Source organism: Rhizobium giardinii bv. giardinii H152 (assembly GCF_000379605.1).
In the GTDB taxonomy this organism is placed as follows: Bacteria; Pseudomonadota; Alphaproteobacteria; order Rhizobiales; family Rhizobiaceae; genus Pararhizobium; species Pararhizobium giardinii.
Window position 1 is genome coordinate 16,267 of sequence record NZ_KB902687.1, and the last position, 15,143, is coordinate 31,409.

Annotated in this window: 13 protein-coding genes and 2 pseudogenes; 5 read left to right on the forward strand and 10 right to left on the reverse strand. The window is 59.1% G+C overall.

The genetic code is table 11. From position 1 onward, the window contains the following. Positions 1-29 precede the first annotated feature (29 nt). The 5 genes and pseudogenes from A3AY_RS0120645 to A3AY_RS0120675 all read left to right on the forward strand — a co-directional run bounded on the left by A3AY_RS0120645 (position 30) and on the right by A3AY_RS0120675 (position 4,471). Positions 30-845 carry an ABC transporter ATP-binding protein gene (locus tag A3AY_RS0120645; RefSeq protein ID WP_162709260.1) on the forward strand — a complete coding sequence of 272 codons (816 nt, stop codon included), beginning with the start codon at positions 30-32 and terminating at the stop codon, positions 843-845. Continuing rightward, positions 838-1,617 carry an ABC transporter permease gene (locus tag A3AY_RS0120650; RefSeq protein ID WP_018327577.1) on the forward strand — a complete coding sequence of 260 codons (780 nt, stop codon included), beginning with the start codon at positions 838-840 and terminating at the stop codon, positions 1,615-1,617. Before A3AY_RS0120645 ends, A3AY_RS0120650 begins: the two co-directional genes overlap by 8 nt. 11 nt (positions 1,618-1,628) lie before the next feature. Beyond that, positions 1,629-2,444 carry an ABC transporter permease gene (locus A3AY_RS35700; RefSeq protein WP_162709261.1) on the forward strand — a complete coding sequence of 272 codons (816 nt, stop codon included), beginning with the start codon at positions 1,629-1,631 and terminating at the stop codon, positions 2,442-2,444. A 457-nt stretch (positions 2,445-2,901) separates the two neighbouring features. After that, positions 2,902-3,263, forward strand: a pseudogene (locus A3AY_RS35705) (4Fe-4S dicluster domain-containing protein); the annotation flags it as partial. A gap of 46 nt (positions 3,264-3,309) precedes the next feature. Beyond that, positions 3,310-4,471: pseudogene (locus A3AY_RS0120675) on the forward strand (CaiB/BaiF CoA transferase family protein). Positions 4,472-4,812: 341 nt separating this feature from the next. On the opposite strand, the gene A3AY_RS0120685 reads toward A3AY_RS0120675, so the two are convergent. From A3AY_RS0120685 to A3AY_RS0120735, 10 genes are all read right to left on the reverse strand, one after another. After that, positions 4,813-5,802 (reverse strand): GlxA family transcriptional regulator, encoded by a 990-nt coding sequence (locus A3AY_RS0120685; RefSeq protein WP_026203660.1) that lies wholly within the window; start codon positions 5,800-5,802, stop codon positions 4,813-4,815. Between the two features lie 24 nt (positions 5,803-5,826). Next, complete coding sequence (locus tag A3AY_RS0120690; protein ID WP_018327585.1) at positions 5,827-6,825, reverse strand: 4-hydroxyproline epimerase; 999 nt, start codon at positions 6,823-6,825, stop codon at positions 5,827-5,829. A 21-nt stretch (positions 6,826-6,846) separates the two neighbouring features. Next, complete coding sequence (locus tag A3AY_RS0120695; protein ID WP_018327586.1) at positions 6,847-7,701, reverse strand: ABC transporter permease; 855 nt, start codon at positions 7,699-7,701, stop codon at positions 6,847-6,849. Next, on the reverse strand, positions 7,701-8,546 hold the full coding sequence (locus tag A3AY_RS0120700) for an ABC transporter permease (protein ID WP_018327587.1): 846 nt from the start codon (positions 8,544-8,546) through the stop codon (positions 7,701-7,703). Before A3AY_RS0120700 ends, A3AY_RS0120695 begins: the two co-directional genes overlap by 1 nt. Positions 8,547-8,559: 13 nt before the next feature. Further along, positions 8,560-9,651, reverse strand: coding sequence for a quaternary amine ABC transporter ATP-binding protein (locus A3AY_RS0120705; RefSeq protein WP_026203661.1), 1,092 nt, complete (start codon positions 9,649-9,651; stop codon positions 8,560-8,562). An 88-nt stretch (positions 9,652-9,739) separates the two neighbouring features. After that, complete coding sequence (locus A3AY_RS0120715) at positions 9,740-10,591, reverse strand: glycine betaine ABC transporter substrate-binding protein (RefSeq protein ID WP_026203662.1); 852 nt, start codon at positions 10,589-10,591, stop codon at positions 9,740-9,742. Between the two features lie 77 nt (positions 10,592-10,668). Next, positions 10,669-12,015, reverse strand: a complete 1,347-nt coding sequence (locus tag A3AY_RS0120720; protein ID WP_018327591.1) for an NAD(P)/FAD-dependent oxidoreductase — start codon at positions 12,013-12,015, stop codon at positions 10,669-10,671. Continuing rightward, entirely contained in the window at positions 12,012-13,529 is a 1,518-nt protein-coding gene (locus A3AY_RS0120725) for an aldehyde dehydrogenase (protein WP_018327592.1), read from the reverse strand. The genes A3AY_RS0120720 and A3AY_RS0120725 overlap by 4 nt, the downstream gene beginning before the upstream one ends. After that, complete coding sequence (locus A3AY_RS0120730; RefSeq protein WP_018327593.1) at positions 13,522-14,433, reverse strand: dihydrodipicolinate synthase family protein; 912 nt, start codon at positions 14,431-14,433, stop codon at positions 13,522-13,524. The genes A3AY_RS0120725 and A3AY_RS0120730 overlap by 8 nt, the downstream gene beginning before the upstream one ends. Next, positions 14,430-15,140 (reverse strand): GntR family transcriptional regulator, encoded by a 711-nt coding sequence (locus tag A3AY_RS0120735; protein WP_018327594.1) that lies wholly within the window; start codon positions 15,138-15,140, stop codon positions 14,430-14,432. Before A3AY_RS0120735 ends, A3AY_RS0120730 begins: the two co-directional genes overlap by 4 nt. Between the last annotated feature and the right edge of the window lie 3 nt (positions 15,141-15,143).

Below are 15,143 nucleotides of genomic sequence, written 5' to 3' on the forward strand. Positions count from 1 at the left end.
AGACGAGAAGTAAGCAGGAGCCGTCACGAATGATACAGCTAAACGAGCGGAAGCCGATCTTACAAGCCATCAACTTGCGCCACGAGTATGAAGCCCGCGGCGAGAAGATCGTGGCTCTGCAGGACGTAAATCTCACTATCAACGCTGGTGACTTCGTGACGGTGGTTGGCCCGAGTGGATGTGGCAAGTCAACCCTTGCGAAGATTTTCGCGGGCCTTGGGACGCCAACTTCCGGCGAAGCGCTCTACGCGGGAAAGCCCATCAACGGGCCGTCGGCGGAACGGGGCATGGTGTTTCAGGAACTGGCGGTCTTGCCGTGGCGCACGGTCGTCGGCAACATCGGGCACGGTCTGGAGATTGCCGGAGTGCCGAAAGCGGAGCGGGAGCAGCGGGTCGCTGAGCTCGTCCAGCTGATTGGATTACAGGGTTTTGAAAAAAAGTATCCGAGCGAACTCTCCGGCGGTATGAGGCAGCGCGTGGCAGTTGCCCGAACGTGGGCGACCAGGCCACCCGTGATCCTGATGGACGAGCCCTTTGGTGCGGTGGATGCCATCACTCGGTTGACCCTGCAAGAGGAACTCATCCGTCTGGCGCGTGCAACCAAGCAGACCGTCGTTTTCATCACTCACAGCGTGGAAGAGGCCGTCTTTCTGGGTGACTACATTGTGGCAATGAGCTCCCGACCAGGCCGGGTTCTTGAGATCGTGCCCGTTCCCGACATGGGCATCAATCGAACCTGGGAGAAGATGATCCGCGACCCGCGCATTGAAGCAATCGTATCCCGTGTCTTCGAACTTGTTCGTGGTCGGGCTGTTGATTCATCGTCGGAGCGCCAGCATGCATAGTTCTTCCTCAATCATGCATAGCGTTCCAGCCTGGGTGGTCCAGGCCAGCACCATCGTCTTGTTGTTCGTGGTCTGGGCTGTCATAGCTTACTTCACGAAGGAGCCAGCGATCTTGCCGACGCCAGCCGCGACGTTTCGGGCAATGGCAAATCTGATTGCTAGAGGAACGCTTACCGCCGCTGTCCAGGAAAGCCTTCGAACCCTGGTGATCGGTTGCGCGATTTGCATCGTCTGCGTCGTGCCATTCGCGCTTTTGATCGCTCAGAGTCGGCAGATTGCTTCGGTTCTCCAACCGATGGTGCGTTTCATTAGTTGCGTTCCGGCAATTGCATTGATCCCACTGTTCATCGTCTGGTTCGGCTTCAGCACAAATGCGGTCTACGCCACGCTATTCTATACATCGACTATCCCGCTGCTGTTTTCGGTCATCACCGGCGTTCAGAAAATCCCTCGGGTTTATGCCGATGGTTTGCGGCCGCTTGGGGCAGGGCAGTTGCGGATTGTCCGTGACGTATACCTTCCCGGAGCCATGCCCGGCATCGAAGTTGGCATTCGTCTTGCGCTTTCATACGGATGGCGGGCTGTGATCGCGGGTGAACTGATCATCGGAAGCAGCGGTCTGGGGCGAGTGCTTGCGCAGGCTCGCGCTTCCAATCAAGTCGACCAGATTATCGCGGTAATGATTGTGATCGCGGTTCTCTTCCTAATCATCGACCGACTGATCTTATTCCCGTGGAACCAGCTTGTTTCCAGCCGATGGTCCAGTTTTTGAAGGGTGGTGCCATGACAACGCTTCGACTAACGTCTTCATCCATCCCGGCATTAGGCATCCCGGTTTCCGTGGTTGCGATCCTTCTTCTGGCGCTTTTCTGGTTCGCACTGACAAACGTCTTCGGAGTTCCCGAATACGTTTTCCCGAGCATGAGTTCCGTCGCCGCGGCGTTGTTGGAGGCTGCTCTAAGCGGCCGCTTGTTGGATGATACCAGCATTAGCTTGCTCCGGCTGTTGCTCGGCGCGGTCATCGGAATCGTGACCGGCATAGCATTCGGTTTTCTTGTGGGCCTCAGCAGAACCGCGCGTATTGCTGTTGAACCCCTTATAAACGCATTCTCCGGCATCGCTGGTATCGCGTGGATTCCGCTGGCACTCGCTTGGTTCGGGACCGGCCTTGCAATGTCGACCTTCGTGATCTGGAACGGCATGTTCTTTGTTGTATTCGCGAATACGATACTTGGTGTTTCGAGGGTGCCGCCGGCCTATGCTCAAGCTATCTTTACCCTGGGCGGGGATCGTCGCGAGGTCCTGCGGTCGGTTATTTTTCCAGGTGCGCTACCCGACATTCTGACAGGTGTTCGTGTGGGACTGGCGTTTGCTTGGCGAAGCCTGATTGCTGCCGAGTTGATGGGCTCTCCCATGGGCTTGGGGCAATGGGTCAACGAAGCGGCCACATATCAACGTACTGATCGAATTCTGGCAGGATGCATGACGATCGCGGTCCTCGGAGTGCTATTGGAAACGTTGCTGGTGTCATGGGTCGCACACAGGACAGTCGTTCGTTGGGGCACCGTCGCGGTCGCCGAGGAAAGGAAAGCACTATGACCTCCCGCGCAGCAATCGCCCGTATCGTGATCGGCTTTATGCTTCTGATCCTCGTTTACGTCGCACCATGGTTCGTCGGGTACGTCTCTGCGGGTTCTCGAATGGCGGTCAGATGCCCCGGACAAGAAGCGGCTCCGGTAGACGTCGTCGTTTCGCTAAACTTCCGACCAGGGCCAACTGAACTCGAAGCGTTGCAGAAGTATGGACGGTATGGCGGCGGTGGCGGTCAACCCACCAATGTCATCCTGCTTCGTACGACCCCCGATAACCGTGATCGGCTGTCCAAACTATATTGGATCAAGTCGGTCGCGCCCCTTGAGCCCTGTGCCTGAAGTCGGGCAGGGCGCACTGAGCCGAAACGACAAAGCCGAGGCAACACCTCGGCTCAGACCGCTGACAAACCCGTCGATATTTTCGGCGGGTTTTGTTTTTGTGGCTTGGATTTTTTTGGCTGGAGCTCGAGCCGGCAGCACAGCACAAGCCGATCGCCTATCCGAAGCCGGATGGCGTTTGACCTTCGACCGTCTGTCCTCGGTGTTCCTGTCGAACACCAATCACGAGGAGGACCAGCCGGTGCATCTGCAGGTCAAGGACATGGGCCTGCAGAAGCGTTCGGAGCACGACGTCTATGCCGGCCCGTCGACGCGCTACTGTCCGGCCGGGGTCTATGAATGGGTGGAGACGGACGGCGAGGAGACCTTCGTCATCAACGCCCAGAACTGCGTGCACTGCAAGACCTGCGACATCAAGGACCCGAACCAGAACATCAACTGGGCGCCGCCGCAGGGCGGCGAGGGGCCGGTCTATTCGAATATGTAGGACAGGATGTTGGTCCGCGGGCTTGGGAATGATGAAGGAGTTACCGATGCAATTTCCGCTTGAAGGCCGTTCGGGTCGTCGAACTGGCGCGTATCCTGGCCGGTCCATGGGCTGGACAGACACTTGCCGACCTCGGAGCAACCGTCATCAAGGTGGAAAGCCCGGAGGGCGACGATACGCGTCGCTGGGGGCCTCCCTTCATCACGGATGGCGATGATGTCGCGGCAGCCTACTTCCATAGCTGCAATCGCGGAAAACTGAGCATCACGGCGGATTTCAACTCGGCGGAAGACGTCGACAGACTTCGTGCGCTGATCGCAAACGCTGACGTCGTCATCGAGAACTTCAAGGTAGGCGGGCTGAAGAAGTTCGGTCTCGATTACGAGAGCCTGAAGGCGATCAACCCAAGACTGATTTATTGCTCGATTACCGGCTTTGGCCAAACCGGCCCATATGCCGGGCGTGCAGGATATGATTTCATTGTCCAGGGCATGGCGGGCATCATGGATTTGACCGGTGAGCCGGGCCGGGAGCCGCAGAAAATCGGCGTGGCGTTTGGCGATATCTTCACCGGCCTCTATTCGGTCATCGCAATCCAGGCCGCTTTGTTCCTCCGCAACAGCACGGGTGAGGGACAGCATATCGATATGGCGCTCCTGGACAGCACGGTCGCCGTATTGGCTAACCAGGCGATGAATTTCCTGGCCTCGGGAAAGGCGCCGACGCGGCTCGGCAATGCGCATCCCAACATCGCGCCGTATCAGGTATTCCCGGTATCCGACGGCAATATCATTATCGCCTGCGGGAACGACGCTCAGTTTGCACGGCTATGCGATATCCTCCGGCTATCCGCTGTGGCAGACGACGTCCGTTTCAAGACGAACGCGGACAGGGTGCGTCATCGAGGGGAACTAACATCGGTGATGGAAGCGCAGACGAAGCTGTTCAAACGAACGGATTTGCTGGCCGACCTTGCGCGTGTGGGCGTTCCCGCCGGGCCGATCAACACCGTGGAGGACGTGTTTGCTGACCCGCAAGTCTTGCATCGGAAAATGGCGGTGGACAATGAAGGAATACCCGGCATCCGGACGCCAATCATATTCTCGAGCGCGATGCTGAATTCGCATCGCAAGTCACCAAGGCTTGGCGAGCACAATGACAAGGTGCGAACAGGCCCATGGTTGTTGGGAACGGTCGGCGGCTTCTGAAAAGAGAAGAATTCTCGTAACAGCGGGCCGGCGGTTCGAATCTCATCAAGGCGAGGGATTGGGTCAGTTGCGCCAACTGACGGTCTGAAAGACGAGCGAGCGGACACTCAATAGACCGCCCCGGGCCGGTAGACGCTAAGGGCACCCAGAGCACCGTACGCCGCCATGAGGCTGGGAGCCGCAACTGCGCCGATCGACAGATCGAAGGCGCCGACAGCCAGCGTAACCGTGACGCCGGCGCCCAGGATGGCGACCACCAGGTGGATGTGGAAGGCAGTATATTACCGACGTTCGAAGCCAGCGCCATAGGTGGCGCCATGGGCTTTCTAAGAAGCAGTTCGTCAGTTTAATTCAGCGGCGCGGACTTTCGTGGGGCTTTTGCCGAATGTCTGCGAGAATGCCCTTGAAAAATGCGACGCGTTCTCGAACCCGACTTCAAGGGCAATTTCAATCAGGGACGCCTTGGTTTTGACGAGCAGTTGCTTTGCGCGCTCCATCCGCACCCGCCGGTAGACGAGGGCCGGGGAGCTTTTCGTTTCACCCATGAACAGACGCTCGAGTTGCCGTCTGGAAAGCCCGACCGATGCAGCGAGTTCCTCGATCGGCAGCCTTCCCTCGATATGCTGCTCCATCGTAATCAGCACGGCTCTGACCCTTGGATCCTTGCACTCGATGGAGAGCGGTTTGCGGGTCTGGATGGCAAGGGCGGTTCGCGCCTTTTCGATGTGGAGAACCTCGAGCGCGTTTCGCTCGGCTTCTTTGCTGATGTGGCGTCGCACGATCAACGCCGCCATGTCCGCAGCGCTGCTTCCGCCCGCGCAGGATCCCCTTGTACGGTCGAGATTGAAGATGCGGTCGGACCGAACTTGATGGTCGGGGAAGCGCTCGCGAAACGTATTGTAGTGCAACCAGCTGACGCAGGTGCGATGCTCCTTCATCAAGCCAATTTCGGCAAGGATGAAAGAGCCTGTACAGACGCCGATCAGCTTCACATTTTTTGTAGATGCCTGTTTCAGGAAGTCGATCGTTTCCTGATCGATGGAGGACTCGTTGCTGAGCAGGCCGCCGACCACGACGATATAGTGGAATTGGTTCGGGTCGACGAAGTCCGAAGTCGGCGCGACCTTCACGCCGCAACTGGATGTTATGAGATGCCGCGTGCTGCCGAGGACTTCCCAATCGGCAAGAACCCGGCCCGACCTGTCGAATTCGTCGCTCGCCAGCCGCAGCGTGTCGACAAAGAGGGCGAACGCGGAAAGTGTGAACGACTTCGCGAGCACGAAGCCGATCTTCAGCCGATCGACAGGCGTGCCTGAATCCAAAGATCTCATGTCAACTCCACAGCTATGCTGTCCCTACTTGATCTGGAAACCATGCGCCAATGGGTCTCGACCGTCCACAAAGATCGTATTGTGGCCGATGATCCTGGCCCAGCCGCCGACACTTGGCTTGATACCGCGGAATGGACCGACGTCAATCCCTTCCTCGATGCACCCCTCAAAGACCGTGCCGATCAGGCTTTCCTGGCGGAAGGTTTCACCGACATTCAAGCGACCCTTGCCGTGGAGCTGGGCCATTCGCGCCGACGTGCCGGTCCCGCCTGGAGACCGATCGATGGCCTTGTCGCCATAGAAGACAGCCCCACGGCCGTCGGCTTTGTCACTCGTCCGCTTGTCACACCATAGCGCGTGATGAACACCTCTGATTCTGGCGTCGTCCGGATGTGCCGGATCGCAGACGTCGGCCAGTGCGTCCCGCAATTTCACGCTGAGGTTCACGATTCCGCCGGCCGACATGCCGTCCAGTCCCGCCCAGGCCTCCTGCGGTTCGACCACGGCATAATAGTTCCCGCCATAGGCGATGTCGACGACCAGTTGCCCGACGCCCGGAACGTCTACTGCTACATCTGCGGCATGGAGGTAGCTGGGCACGTTGAACATACGTACCGACTCCACGAACTCACCGGGCTTTTCGTATTCGATGTCCACTCTCCCAGCCGGGGTCTCGATTGATAGCCGCCCCGCAACCCTAGGTGTGACGAGACCCTCTTCGATCGCAGCGGTTACCAGACCGATGGTGCCCGCGCCACACATGGGCAGACATCCGCTGACTTCAATGAAAATGACGGCGAAGTCGCAGTCCTCGCGATAGGCCGGATAGATGATCGCGCCCGACATGATGTCATGGCCGCGGGGCTCGAACATCAATGCCTGGCGCACCCAGTCGTGATCGCGGACGAACAACTCGCGGCGCTCGGCGATCGGGAGATGTGGCAACAGGGGACCGCCGCCCGCGACGAGACGGACCGGATTGCCGCACGTATGGGAATCAATGCAGAAGAAGCTGCGCCGCATGGTGGTTCCTTTCTCGTCTTCTCAGCTACTGGGTGCCGGTGCCTGACGCCCTTGAAGCGCGCCGCGCGACAGCCTGTCGAGGAGTATTGCGACCGCCACGATGGCGAGCCCGGCGCGTAGACCCAGGCCCATTTCCATTCGTGTCAACCCGCGCGTGACCTCGGCACCCAGTCCACCGGCTCCAACAAGCCCTGCGAGAACGACGATGGCCAACGAGAGGAGGATGCATTGGTTCAGTCCCACGAGCAGTGTCGGAGTGGCCGCCGGGATTTCGATCTTGAAGAGGATCGAGCGCGGCGAAGCGCCGGTTGCTTGTCCGAGTTCCAACAGGTCCTTTGGAACTTGGTTGAACGCCAAAGTTGTCAATCGCAGCATCGGCGGTATGCCATAGACGATCGTGGCGATAATCGCCGGGACCCGCCCGAGGCTGAAGATCATCACGGCCGGGATGAGATAAACCCAGGGGGGAACGGTCTGCATGATGTCCAGCACGGGACGGATCGCCGCCTCGAACTTCCGATACCGGGATGCCAAGATGCCGAGGGGAAATGCGATCAGCACCGAAATGCAGACGGACACTGTCACCAGCGCAAGCGTTTGCATCGAAGCTTCCCAGAGTCCGGCCAGGAAACAGAATGCCAGTGCTATGCCACTGGTGACCGCGACGCGGATATTCACGAAGATTGCAGCGAAGGCGACGATGACAATGATGACTGCGTAGTAGGGCAGATAAAGCAGCGCAGATTCAATGCCTCCCAGCACCGCTTCGATCACCTTTGTCACGATGTCGAAGAAGGGATGGAAATTTGCGTTCAGCCAATCGACGACGGGGGCGAGGTATGCGCCCGGAGAAAACCGAATGGATTCCAGATTCATCATTTGCCTCCATTGGTGCGGCGTGCTGCACTTTGCGTCAGTCGATCGATCACCATGGTGAGGATCACAATCGCAATGGCGGCGTTGATCGACGTCGCGATGTCGAGTGTTCTGACCGCACTATAGATCGTTTCGCCTAGGCCGCCGGAACCGACGATGCCGGCAATCACCACCATGCCGAAAGCCATCATCAAGCTCTGGTTGATCCCGGCCATCACGCTGGGGATCGCGAAGGGTAGTCTGATCTTGACGAACATCTGCCATGGCGTCAGGCCGCTCGCCTGACCGAGTTCGATGAACTCGCGGGGTGTCCTGCGGATGCCGAGAGAAGTCAATCTGATCGCTGGAGGCATCGCGACGATGACAGTCGCCATCAGGGCAGTGGCAGGTCCGTATCCCATCAGCGCGATTGCCGGCAGAAGGTAAATGTACGGCGGCAGGGTCTGGATGAGATCGAGCACCGGTTCGACAATCCTGTCGAACGTCTTGACGAACCCGGCCACGACGCCGAGCGGGATGCCGATGACAAGCGCCAGGACGGTAGCCGTGATGACCAAGGCCAGCGTGCTCATGGTCTCCGCCCACAGCCCCATTACCGCGCAGCCGATCAGAGCCAATCCGATCAGTAATCCAGCCGTGATGTTGATCAGGCGCCATCCCAGTGCCGCAGCGATGATCGCGACCACATAAAACGGCGGGAGCTGCACCAGCCAGAGGACCCCCTCGTAGGTGCCTTCCAGGACTGCCCTGATGCTGTCGAACAGCCATGAGGCATTGTCACTGATCCAGTTGAGCGCATCGTCGATCTCTTCATCGAAGCTGTCCGTTATGACTGACGTGTCCATGACACTCCCCGATCTATGCCGCTGCGGGCATGTTGCCTGGATTTCCGGCGACGCCACGGAGCAGGCCGCGCGTGGTGACGACACCGACGACCTTGCCGTCCTCGACGACGGCAACCGCATCCCCGTTGGACTGCATCGTCAGGTCGATGAGTTCACCGATGTCCGCCTCAGGTGTGGCGCGCAGCAACGAACCCACATCGACATCGGGTTGACTGCTCGCGTATTCGGCGACAGTCATCATGACGGAGTGCGCCTTGACGAGGTGGATCCTGGAGATACCGGCCACGAATTCCGCCACGTAGTCGTCGGCGGGCTTCGTCACGATCTCTTCCGCATTCCCGACCTGGACGATGATACCGTCCTTCATGATGGCGATGCGGTCACCGATCCGGATGGCTTCTTCGAGATCATGGGTAATGAACACGGCTGATTTTCCAAGCGACTTGGTAAGCTGCCGGAATTCGTCCTGAAGCTGGCGGCGGATCAAGGGATCAAGCGCGCTGAACGGCTCGTCCATCAGGATGATCTCCGGATCGGCGGCGATGGCGCGTGCCAGACCGACGCGCTGCTGCATGCCGCCCGACAGTTCTGCCGGATATCGTCCGGTCCAATCGGAGAGACCGACCTTATCGAGAGCCGCACGGGCTGTCTTGTATCGCTCGTCCTTCGGAACGCCGCGGACTTCAAGACCGAAGGCGGCGTTTTCCAGGACGGTACGATGCGGCAGAAGCGCAACGCTTTGGAACACCATCCCGATGTTCCGGGCTCGTATGTCCCGCAGTTGGGCGGCATTCAAGGACGAGATATCCCTGCCTTTGACGAGAATCTTGCCGAGGCTCGGTTCGATCAACCTGTTGAGAAGGCGGATGAGGGTCGACTTGCCGCTGCCGGACAGTCCCATGATGCAGAAAATCTCGCCGCGGCGGACCTGCAGGCTGGCGTCGGACACGCCCACCACGCAGTCAAAGTCCGTCAGCACCTGTTTCTTCGATAGGCCTTTGGCCTTCACCGCCTCGACGGCCGCGTTCGCGCGGGCTCCGAAAATTTTCCAGACGGACTGGCAGTCGATCAAAACATCGTTGGCATTGTTCATCTCAGTGTTCATAGCGTTCCCCGCGAACCAGTTTGATACCGGCGTTCTTTTCGTGGAAATCCTGGCCGGGCCGCTTCCTCAGCGGCCCGGCCGTCATGCGTTACTCCGCCGCGATGTTTTCCCAACGCTTCAGAAGATCGGCATGGCTGTCGGTCCAGTCCTTGACTGCCTCGTCCATCGTCTTGCCGTCGTTGACCGCGCTGTTGATCGCGGTGATGTCGGCGAGCGGGACGTACACGCTGGCAATGACCTCGCGGGCGTGAGGATTCTCGGCCGAGAAGCCCTTCTGTCCAACCCAGTAGTAGCTCTGCGGCGGAGGGAAAACGCCTTTCGGGTCGGCCAGGAACTTCACGTCGTATTTCTGCATCATCCAGGACGGCTCCCAGATCGTCACGGCAATCCATTCCTTGCGGTCGGTTGCAGACTTGAGTGCGGCGGTCATGGCCGCGGTGCTGCCTTCGACGAGCTGGAGCTTGAGGCCATATTCCTTGACGGAATTGCTTGTGTCGCGCATCAGGCCCGAGCCCGGTTCGATGCCGACGATCTTGCCGCCGAACTTGTCGGCGTTGTCGTTCAACTGGTCCATCGAGTCGATGGTCACGTATTTGGGCACCGCGACGCCCTGGAACAGTCCATGCGAAACCGGCGAAATTTTCTCGAGACGCTTCTTGTTCTTGTCCCAGTAATCCTGGGCCACGTAGTCGGTCTGCGAGGCGAGGATTTGAACGTCGCCCTTGCTGAGCGCGGCATAAGCAATGCCCCACTCGGAGAACGGCACCACCTTCACGGTGTAGCCGGAATCTTCGAGCACCTTCTTGGTGATCCCGGTGATTGGCGTGAGGTCCTCCCACGACATCGTGCCGATGGTGATGGACTTCTCTTCCGCATGCGCAGACATCATGGTCATTCCGACCATTGCCGCAGCACATAGCGCTTTCCATAGAGTCTTCATTTTTCGCTCCTAGTTTTTGTTCCCATTTTGACGACAGACCACTGTTTAAGAGGCCTTCGTGATTGCGCGGCGAGGGATCATCCCTCGCGGCCTGCACGCAATTCCTGCCATTTGATAACGGCGTTGATGCCGAGCCATGCGAAAGGCTCTGGCGGTATTCTGCTCGGTGTCGGATTAGACTTGAATTCTTCGAGATGCTTTGACGTGTTTCCGGTGGCGAGTTCGGCAGCCAGCATTCCAGCCAGCGTGCTTTTCACCGTCCCGAGGCCGTTCTCGCAGCAAGCCGAGAACAATCCCTCTTCAATCTCACCGAAAGCAGGGACATGGTTGAGGCTCAGGCAAACCCGGCCGGCCCAGCAGTGCTCGAAGGGTACATCCTTCAGTGCAGGGAACCGCTTTTCCAGCGATGCACGATGGACCTTCGCCATTTTCTGCAGACGCTGTTCCGTTAGCTCCAGGGTGGTGTCGTAGGTCCACTTGGTCCGTAGCGCGATGCGCGAATGGCCATTCGATGTGATCTTCCGAACGGTCGCCCCCATCGGATCCGCCGGAAGGATAGCCCATCGATCCTGTCCACTGGCTTCTCGTCCCAATCCTTGCGCAGGGAACGGAGCTGTCATCGACGCGTATCCGTAGAAGTGCATGAGGCGGTCGTTGAAATGGCCAAAATCGTTGATATGGCCGTTGACGCCCAGTATGACCTTTGGCGCTGTCACGTTTCCGCGAGGTGACGCCGCAGTCCAGGTACCATTCTCTCTCTTCAACGACGTGACGGGCGAGCGTTCAAAGATGTCGACACTCCTTGAAAGCCCGGCTGCGAGTCCTCGAATATAATCTGCAGGCTGAATGAGCACTGCGCCTGGCGTATAGATACCACCGAGATAGAAATCGGTCCCGGTGATGTCGCGCATCTGCGAGGCATCCAGGAAGGTGTGATTCTCACCAGCGCTCCTCAGAGACTGACCGAAATCTGCATTTAGCTTCATGCCACGCTCGGTGGCCGCAGCATTGATTTTTCCGGACGGGTCGAACGTTTCGCGCGACATTCCGTAGTCCGCGGCGATCTGCGTCGCAAAGGCGATCGCAGAGCGGTTTTGGGCCATTTCCACCCGGGTGTCGTCGACACTCCCGCTCGAATACTCGCCGGACGAAAGATTGTGCGGGACGTCGATCATGAAACCGGAGTTTCTTCCCGACGCCCCTTTTCCAATCTCGCTCGCGTCCAGGATGACGATCGTGTCGTCTGGACGAAGCTCCCGCAGTCGACGGGCAGCCGAAAGGCCTGCAAAGCCAGCCCCGATAATCAGCCAGTCCGCGGTCACATTGCCGTCGAGGCACCTGAGCGGGAAAGAACGCTTGCCAAGCGCCTCCCAGCCCGAGACGCCATTTTCAACAGGCAACCGCTTGACGGACTTCGTGATCATCTGATCGTCTCGTCGATAGAGCGTTCGGAGATATCGATCCAGATCGTCTTCAGTTCGCAATAGTTGTCATGCGCGAAGATGGACTTGTCGCGGCCACCGAAACCGGATTCCTTGTAGCCGCCGAAAGGTGTCGAGGCGTCGCCTTCGCCGAAGCAGTTTACGGTGACCAGTCCCGCCCGAATTTCGCGCGACAGCTTGATCGCCTTGCGCAGGCTTCCCGTATAGACCGAAGCGGTCAGGCCATAATTGGTGTCGTTGGCCAGCTTCACGGCTTCAGTCAGCGTTTCGAAGGTGGTCACCGACAGGATCGGTCCGAAGATCTCTTCCTGGAAAAGGCGGCTTGCCGGGGTGACGCCGTCGACGACGGTGGGCTCGATGAACACGCCCTTCAGCGTCTCGCCGCCGTAAGTGAGCGACAGCTTCTCCGTCTTGACGTCGTCGAGGAAGGATTTGACCTTGTCGAAATGCGCCTTGCTGACCAGAGCGCCGATGCGATTTTCAGGATCCAGCGGATCGCCGGTCTTCCATTCGCGCAGATAGGCGCCGATCCGTTCGAGCAGCTCGTCCTTGATCTTGCTGTCGACGATCAGGCGCGATGTGGCCGAGCAGTTCTCACCCATGTTCCAGAACGCGCCGTTGACGACCTGCTCGGCAACGAGGTCGAGGTCTTCGGCATCATCAAGGACGACGGCGGGGTTCTTGCCGCCGCATTCGAGGACGACCTTCTTGAGGTTGGAATCGGCGGCATAACGCAGGAAGCGACGTCCGGTCGGCGTCGAGCCGGTGAACGCGATCATGTCGACATCCATGTGCAGGCCGATCGGCTCACCAACGGCCTTGCCGCTGCCGGTGACGACATTGAAGACGCCCGCGGGGATGCCGGCCTCGATAGCCAGTTCCGCAACACGAAGGGTGGTGAGCGTGGTTTCCTGCGCCGGCTTGACGATGACGGAGCATCCCGACGCAAGTGCCGGGCCGATCTTCCAGGCGAGCATCAGCAGGGGGAAATTCCAAGGCAGCACACAGCCGACCACGCCGATCGGTTCGCGCACGACCATGGCCAGCGCATTCGGCCCGACCGGATTGGTATTGTCGTAGAGTTTGTCAATGAGTTCGGCGTGAAAGCGGATCGTATGGATCGTGTCCGGCACATCGACTGTCTGGCACTCGCGTACCGGCTTGCCGCTGTCGATGCTTTCCATGACGGCCAGCTCGTGGCGGTTTTCCTCCAGGAGCTTGGCGAGTTTCAGGAGGGCGGCCTTCCGGTCGCCGGGGGCCAGCAAACGCCAGCGACCGTCGTCGAATGCCGCTTTCGCATTCGCAACCGCATCGTCGACGTCACCAGCGTCACAGGCCGTAATCTCGGCCAGTGTCTCGCCGGTCGCGGGATTGGTCGTCGTGAATGTCTTGCCGGATTTCGCCGGACGGAATGCGCCATCGATGAAGGCGTTGGTCGGCAGGTGAAGATTGGCGGCGATTGCCTTGTATTCGGCGGCGCTCAAAGGTTCATGCATTGTTGGCTCCCGACGTGATCTGGGCAACCGTGCGCTTCAAAGTCGCGACGACGGTTTCAAGGGTTCTTTTTTCTTCGGAATTGAGCGGGCGCAGCGGCGCGCGCACGGAGCCTGTCCTCAGGCCGATGATCTCGCATCCATGCTTGATCGACTGGACGAACTTGCCGCATTCGAGGAAGTCCATCAGCGGCAGCATTGCCGTCATGATGGCGCGGCCCTTGTCGAAATTCTTTTCAAGAACACAAGCTTCGTAGAGGGCGACATGTTCGCGCGGCAGAAAGTTGGAGCCGGCACAGACCCAGCTCTTCGCACCCCAGGCAAAGAACTCCAGGGCCTGGTCGTCCCACCCGCAGGAAAGGCCGATATGAGGGAATTTGCGCGCCAGGAGATGCACGTTGGCCATCTCGCCGGAGCTTTCCTTGATCGCCACGACGTTCTTGGATCTGCCCACGCGTGAAAAGTATTCCTCGCGCATCGTGATGCCCATGCGGGCCGGATAATTGTAAAGCATAATCGGCAGATTGGCGGCGCGATCGATCGTCAGCGCATGGACCGCGTTCTCCTTTTCCGTCGGCAAGGCATAGGGCGGCGAAGACACGAGGATCGCGTCAGCACCGATTTCTTTTGCAGCTTTCGCATATTCAACCGAATCTTCCGTTCGCGTCGCACCGGTGCCGATGACGAGGGCAAGACGTGTCCCGATGACATCCTTTGCGTAGGCCGCAAGCTCGAAGCGTTCCTGAGCACTCTGCGCGTAATATTCGCCCGTCGATCCGCCGACGATGATGCCATGCACCCTGGCTTCGATCAGCGACTCCAGTACAGCCGCAAACCCCTTGCGGTCGATCTGCCCGTCGGGGCTGAGCGGCGTGATCGCCGGGGTATAGATGCCTTCGAATTTCATGACGACTTCTCCATCGATTGCGTCGGCGTTTCGACCAGTGCGTCCGCCTTGAGTGCTTGGGGTGCGATGAACATTTCCATGTTCTCGCGCGACAGTTCCCAGTGTTCGAACACGAGGTCGACGACAGCGTCCTCGTCGCGGGCGATGATTGCCGCAATGAAGCCGTCATGGTGACCGACTGATTTTTGAAGCCGCTCCTGCATGTCTGCGTTGCGGGGGCGGAAGAATGTGTGGCCGATGCGTGCATGATCGATCAGCAACCTGCCGAGGCTCGGCTGCAGGTATTCGTTGCCCGACATCTCGCCGATAATCTCGTGAAACCGGTTGTTGGCGAGCGTCATCGAGAGCGCATCGTGCGAGATGCTCGCGGCACGAAACTGTTCCTGCGTTGTCCGCAGCTCCGACAGTTGCTTCGCCTTGAAGTTCCGAACCGCGAGGCGCCCGATCGCTGCGTAGACCATCGGTGCCACCAGGAAGAAGTGGCGCAGGGTCGAGTGGCTCATCGGGATGACCCGAGCACCCCTGTTGGTGCGGATATCCACGTAACCTTCGCCCTCCAGGCGGCGGAAAATCTCCCGCACGGGCGTCCGTGACAGGCCATATTTTTCGCTCAGCGACACTTCGTCCAGGTCTTCGTCCGGATCGAGTTCCATGGTCAGGATCTGGCGCTTGAGGTCGTCGTAAAGTTCGCTCTTTCCGCCCTTCATCCC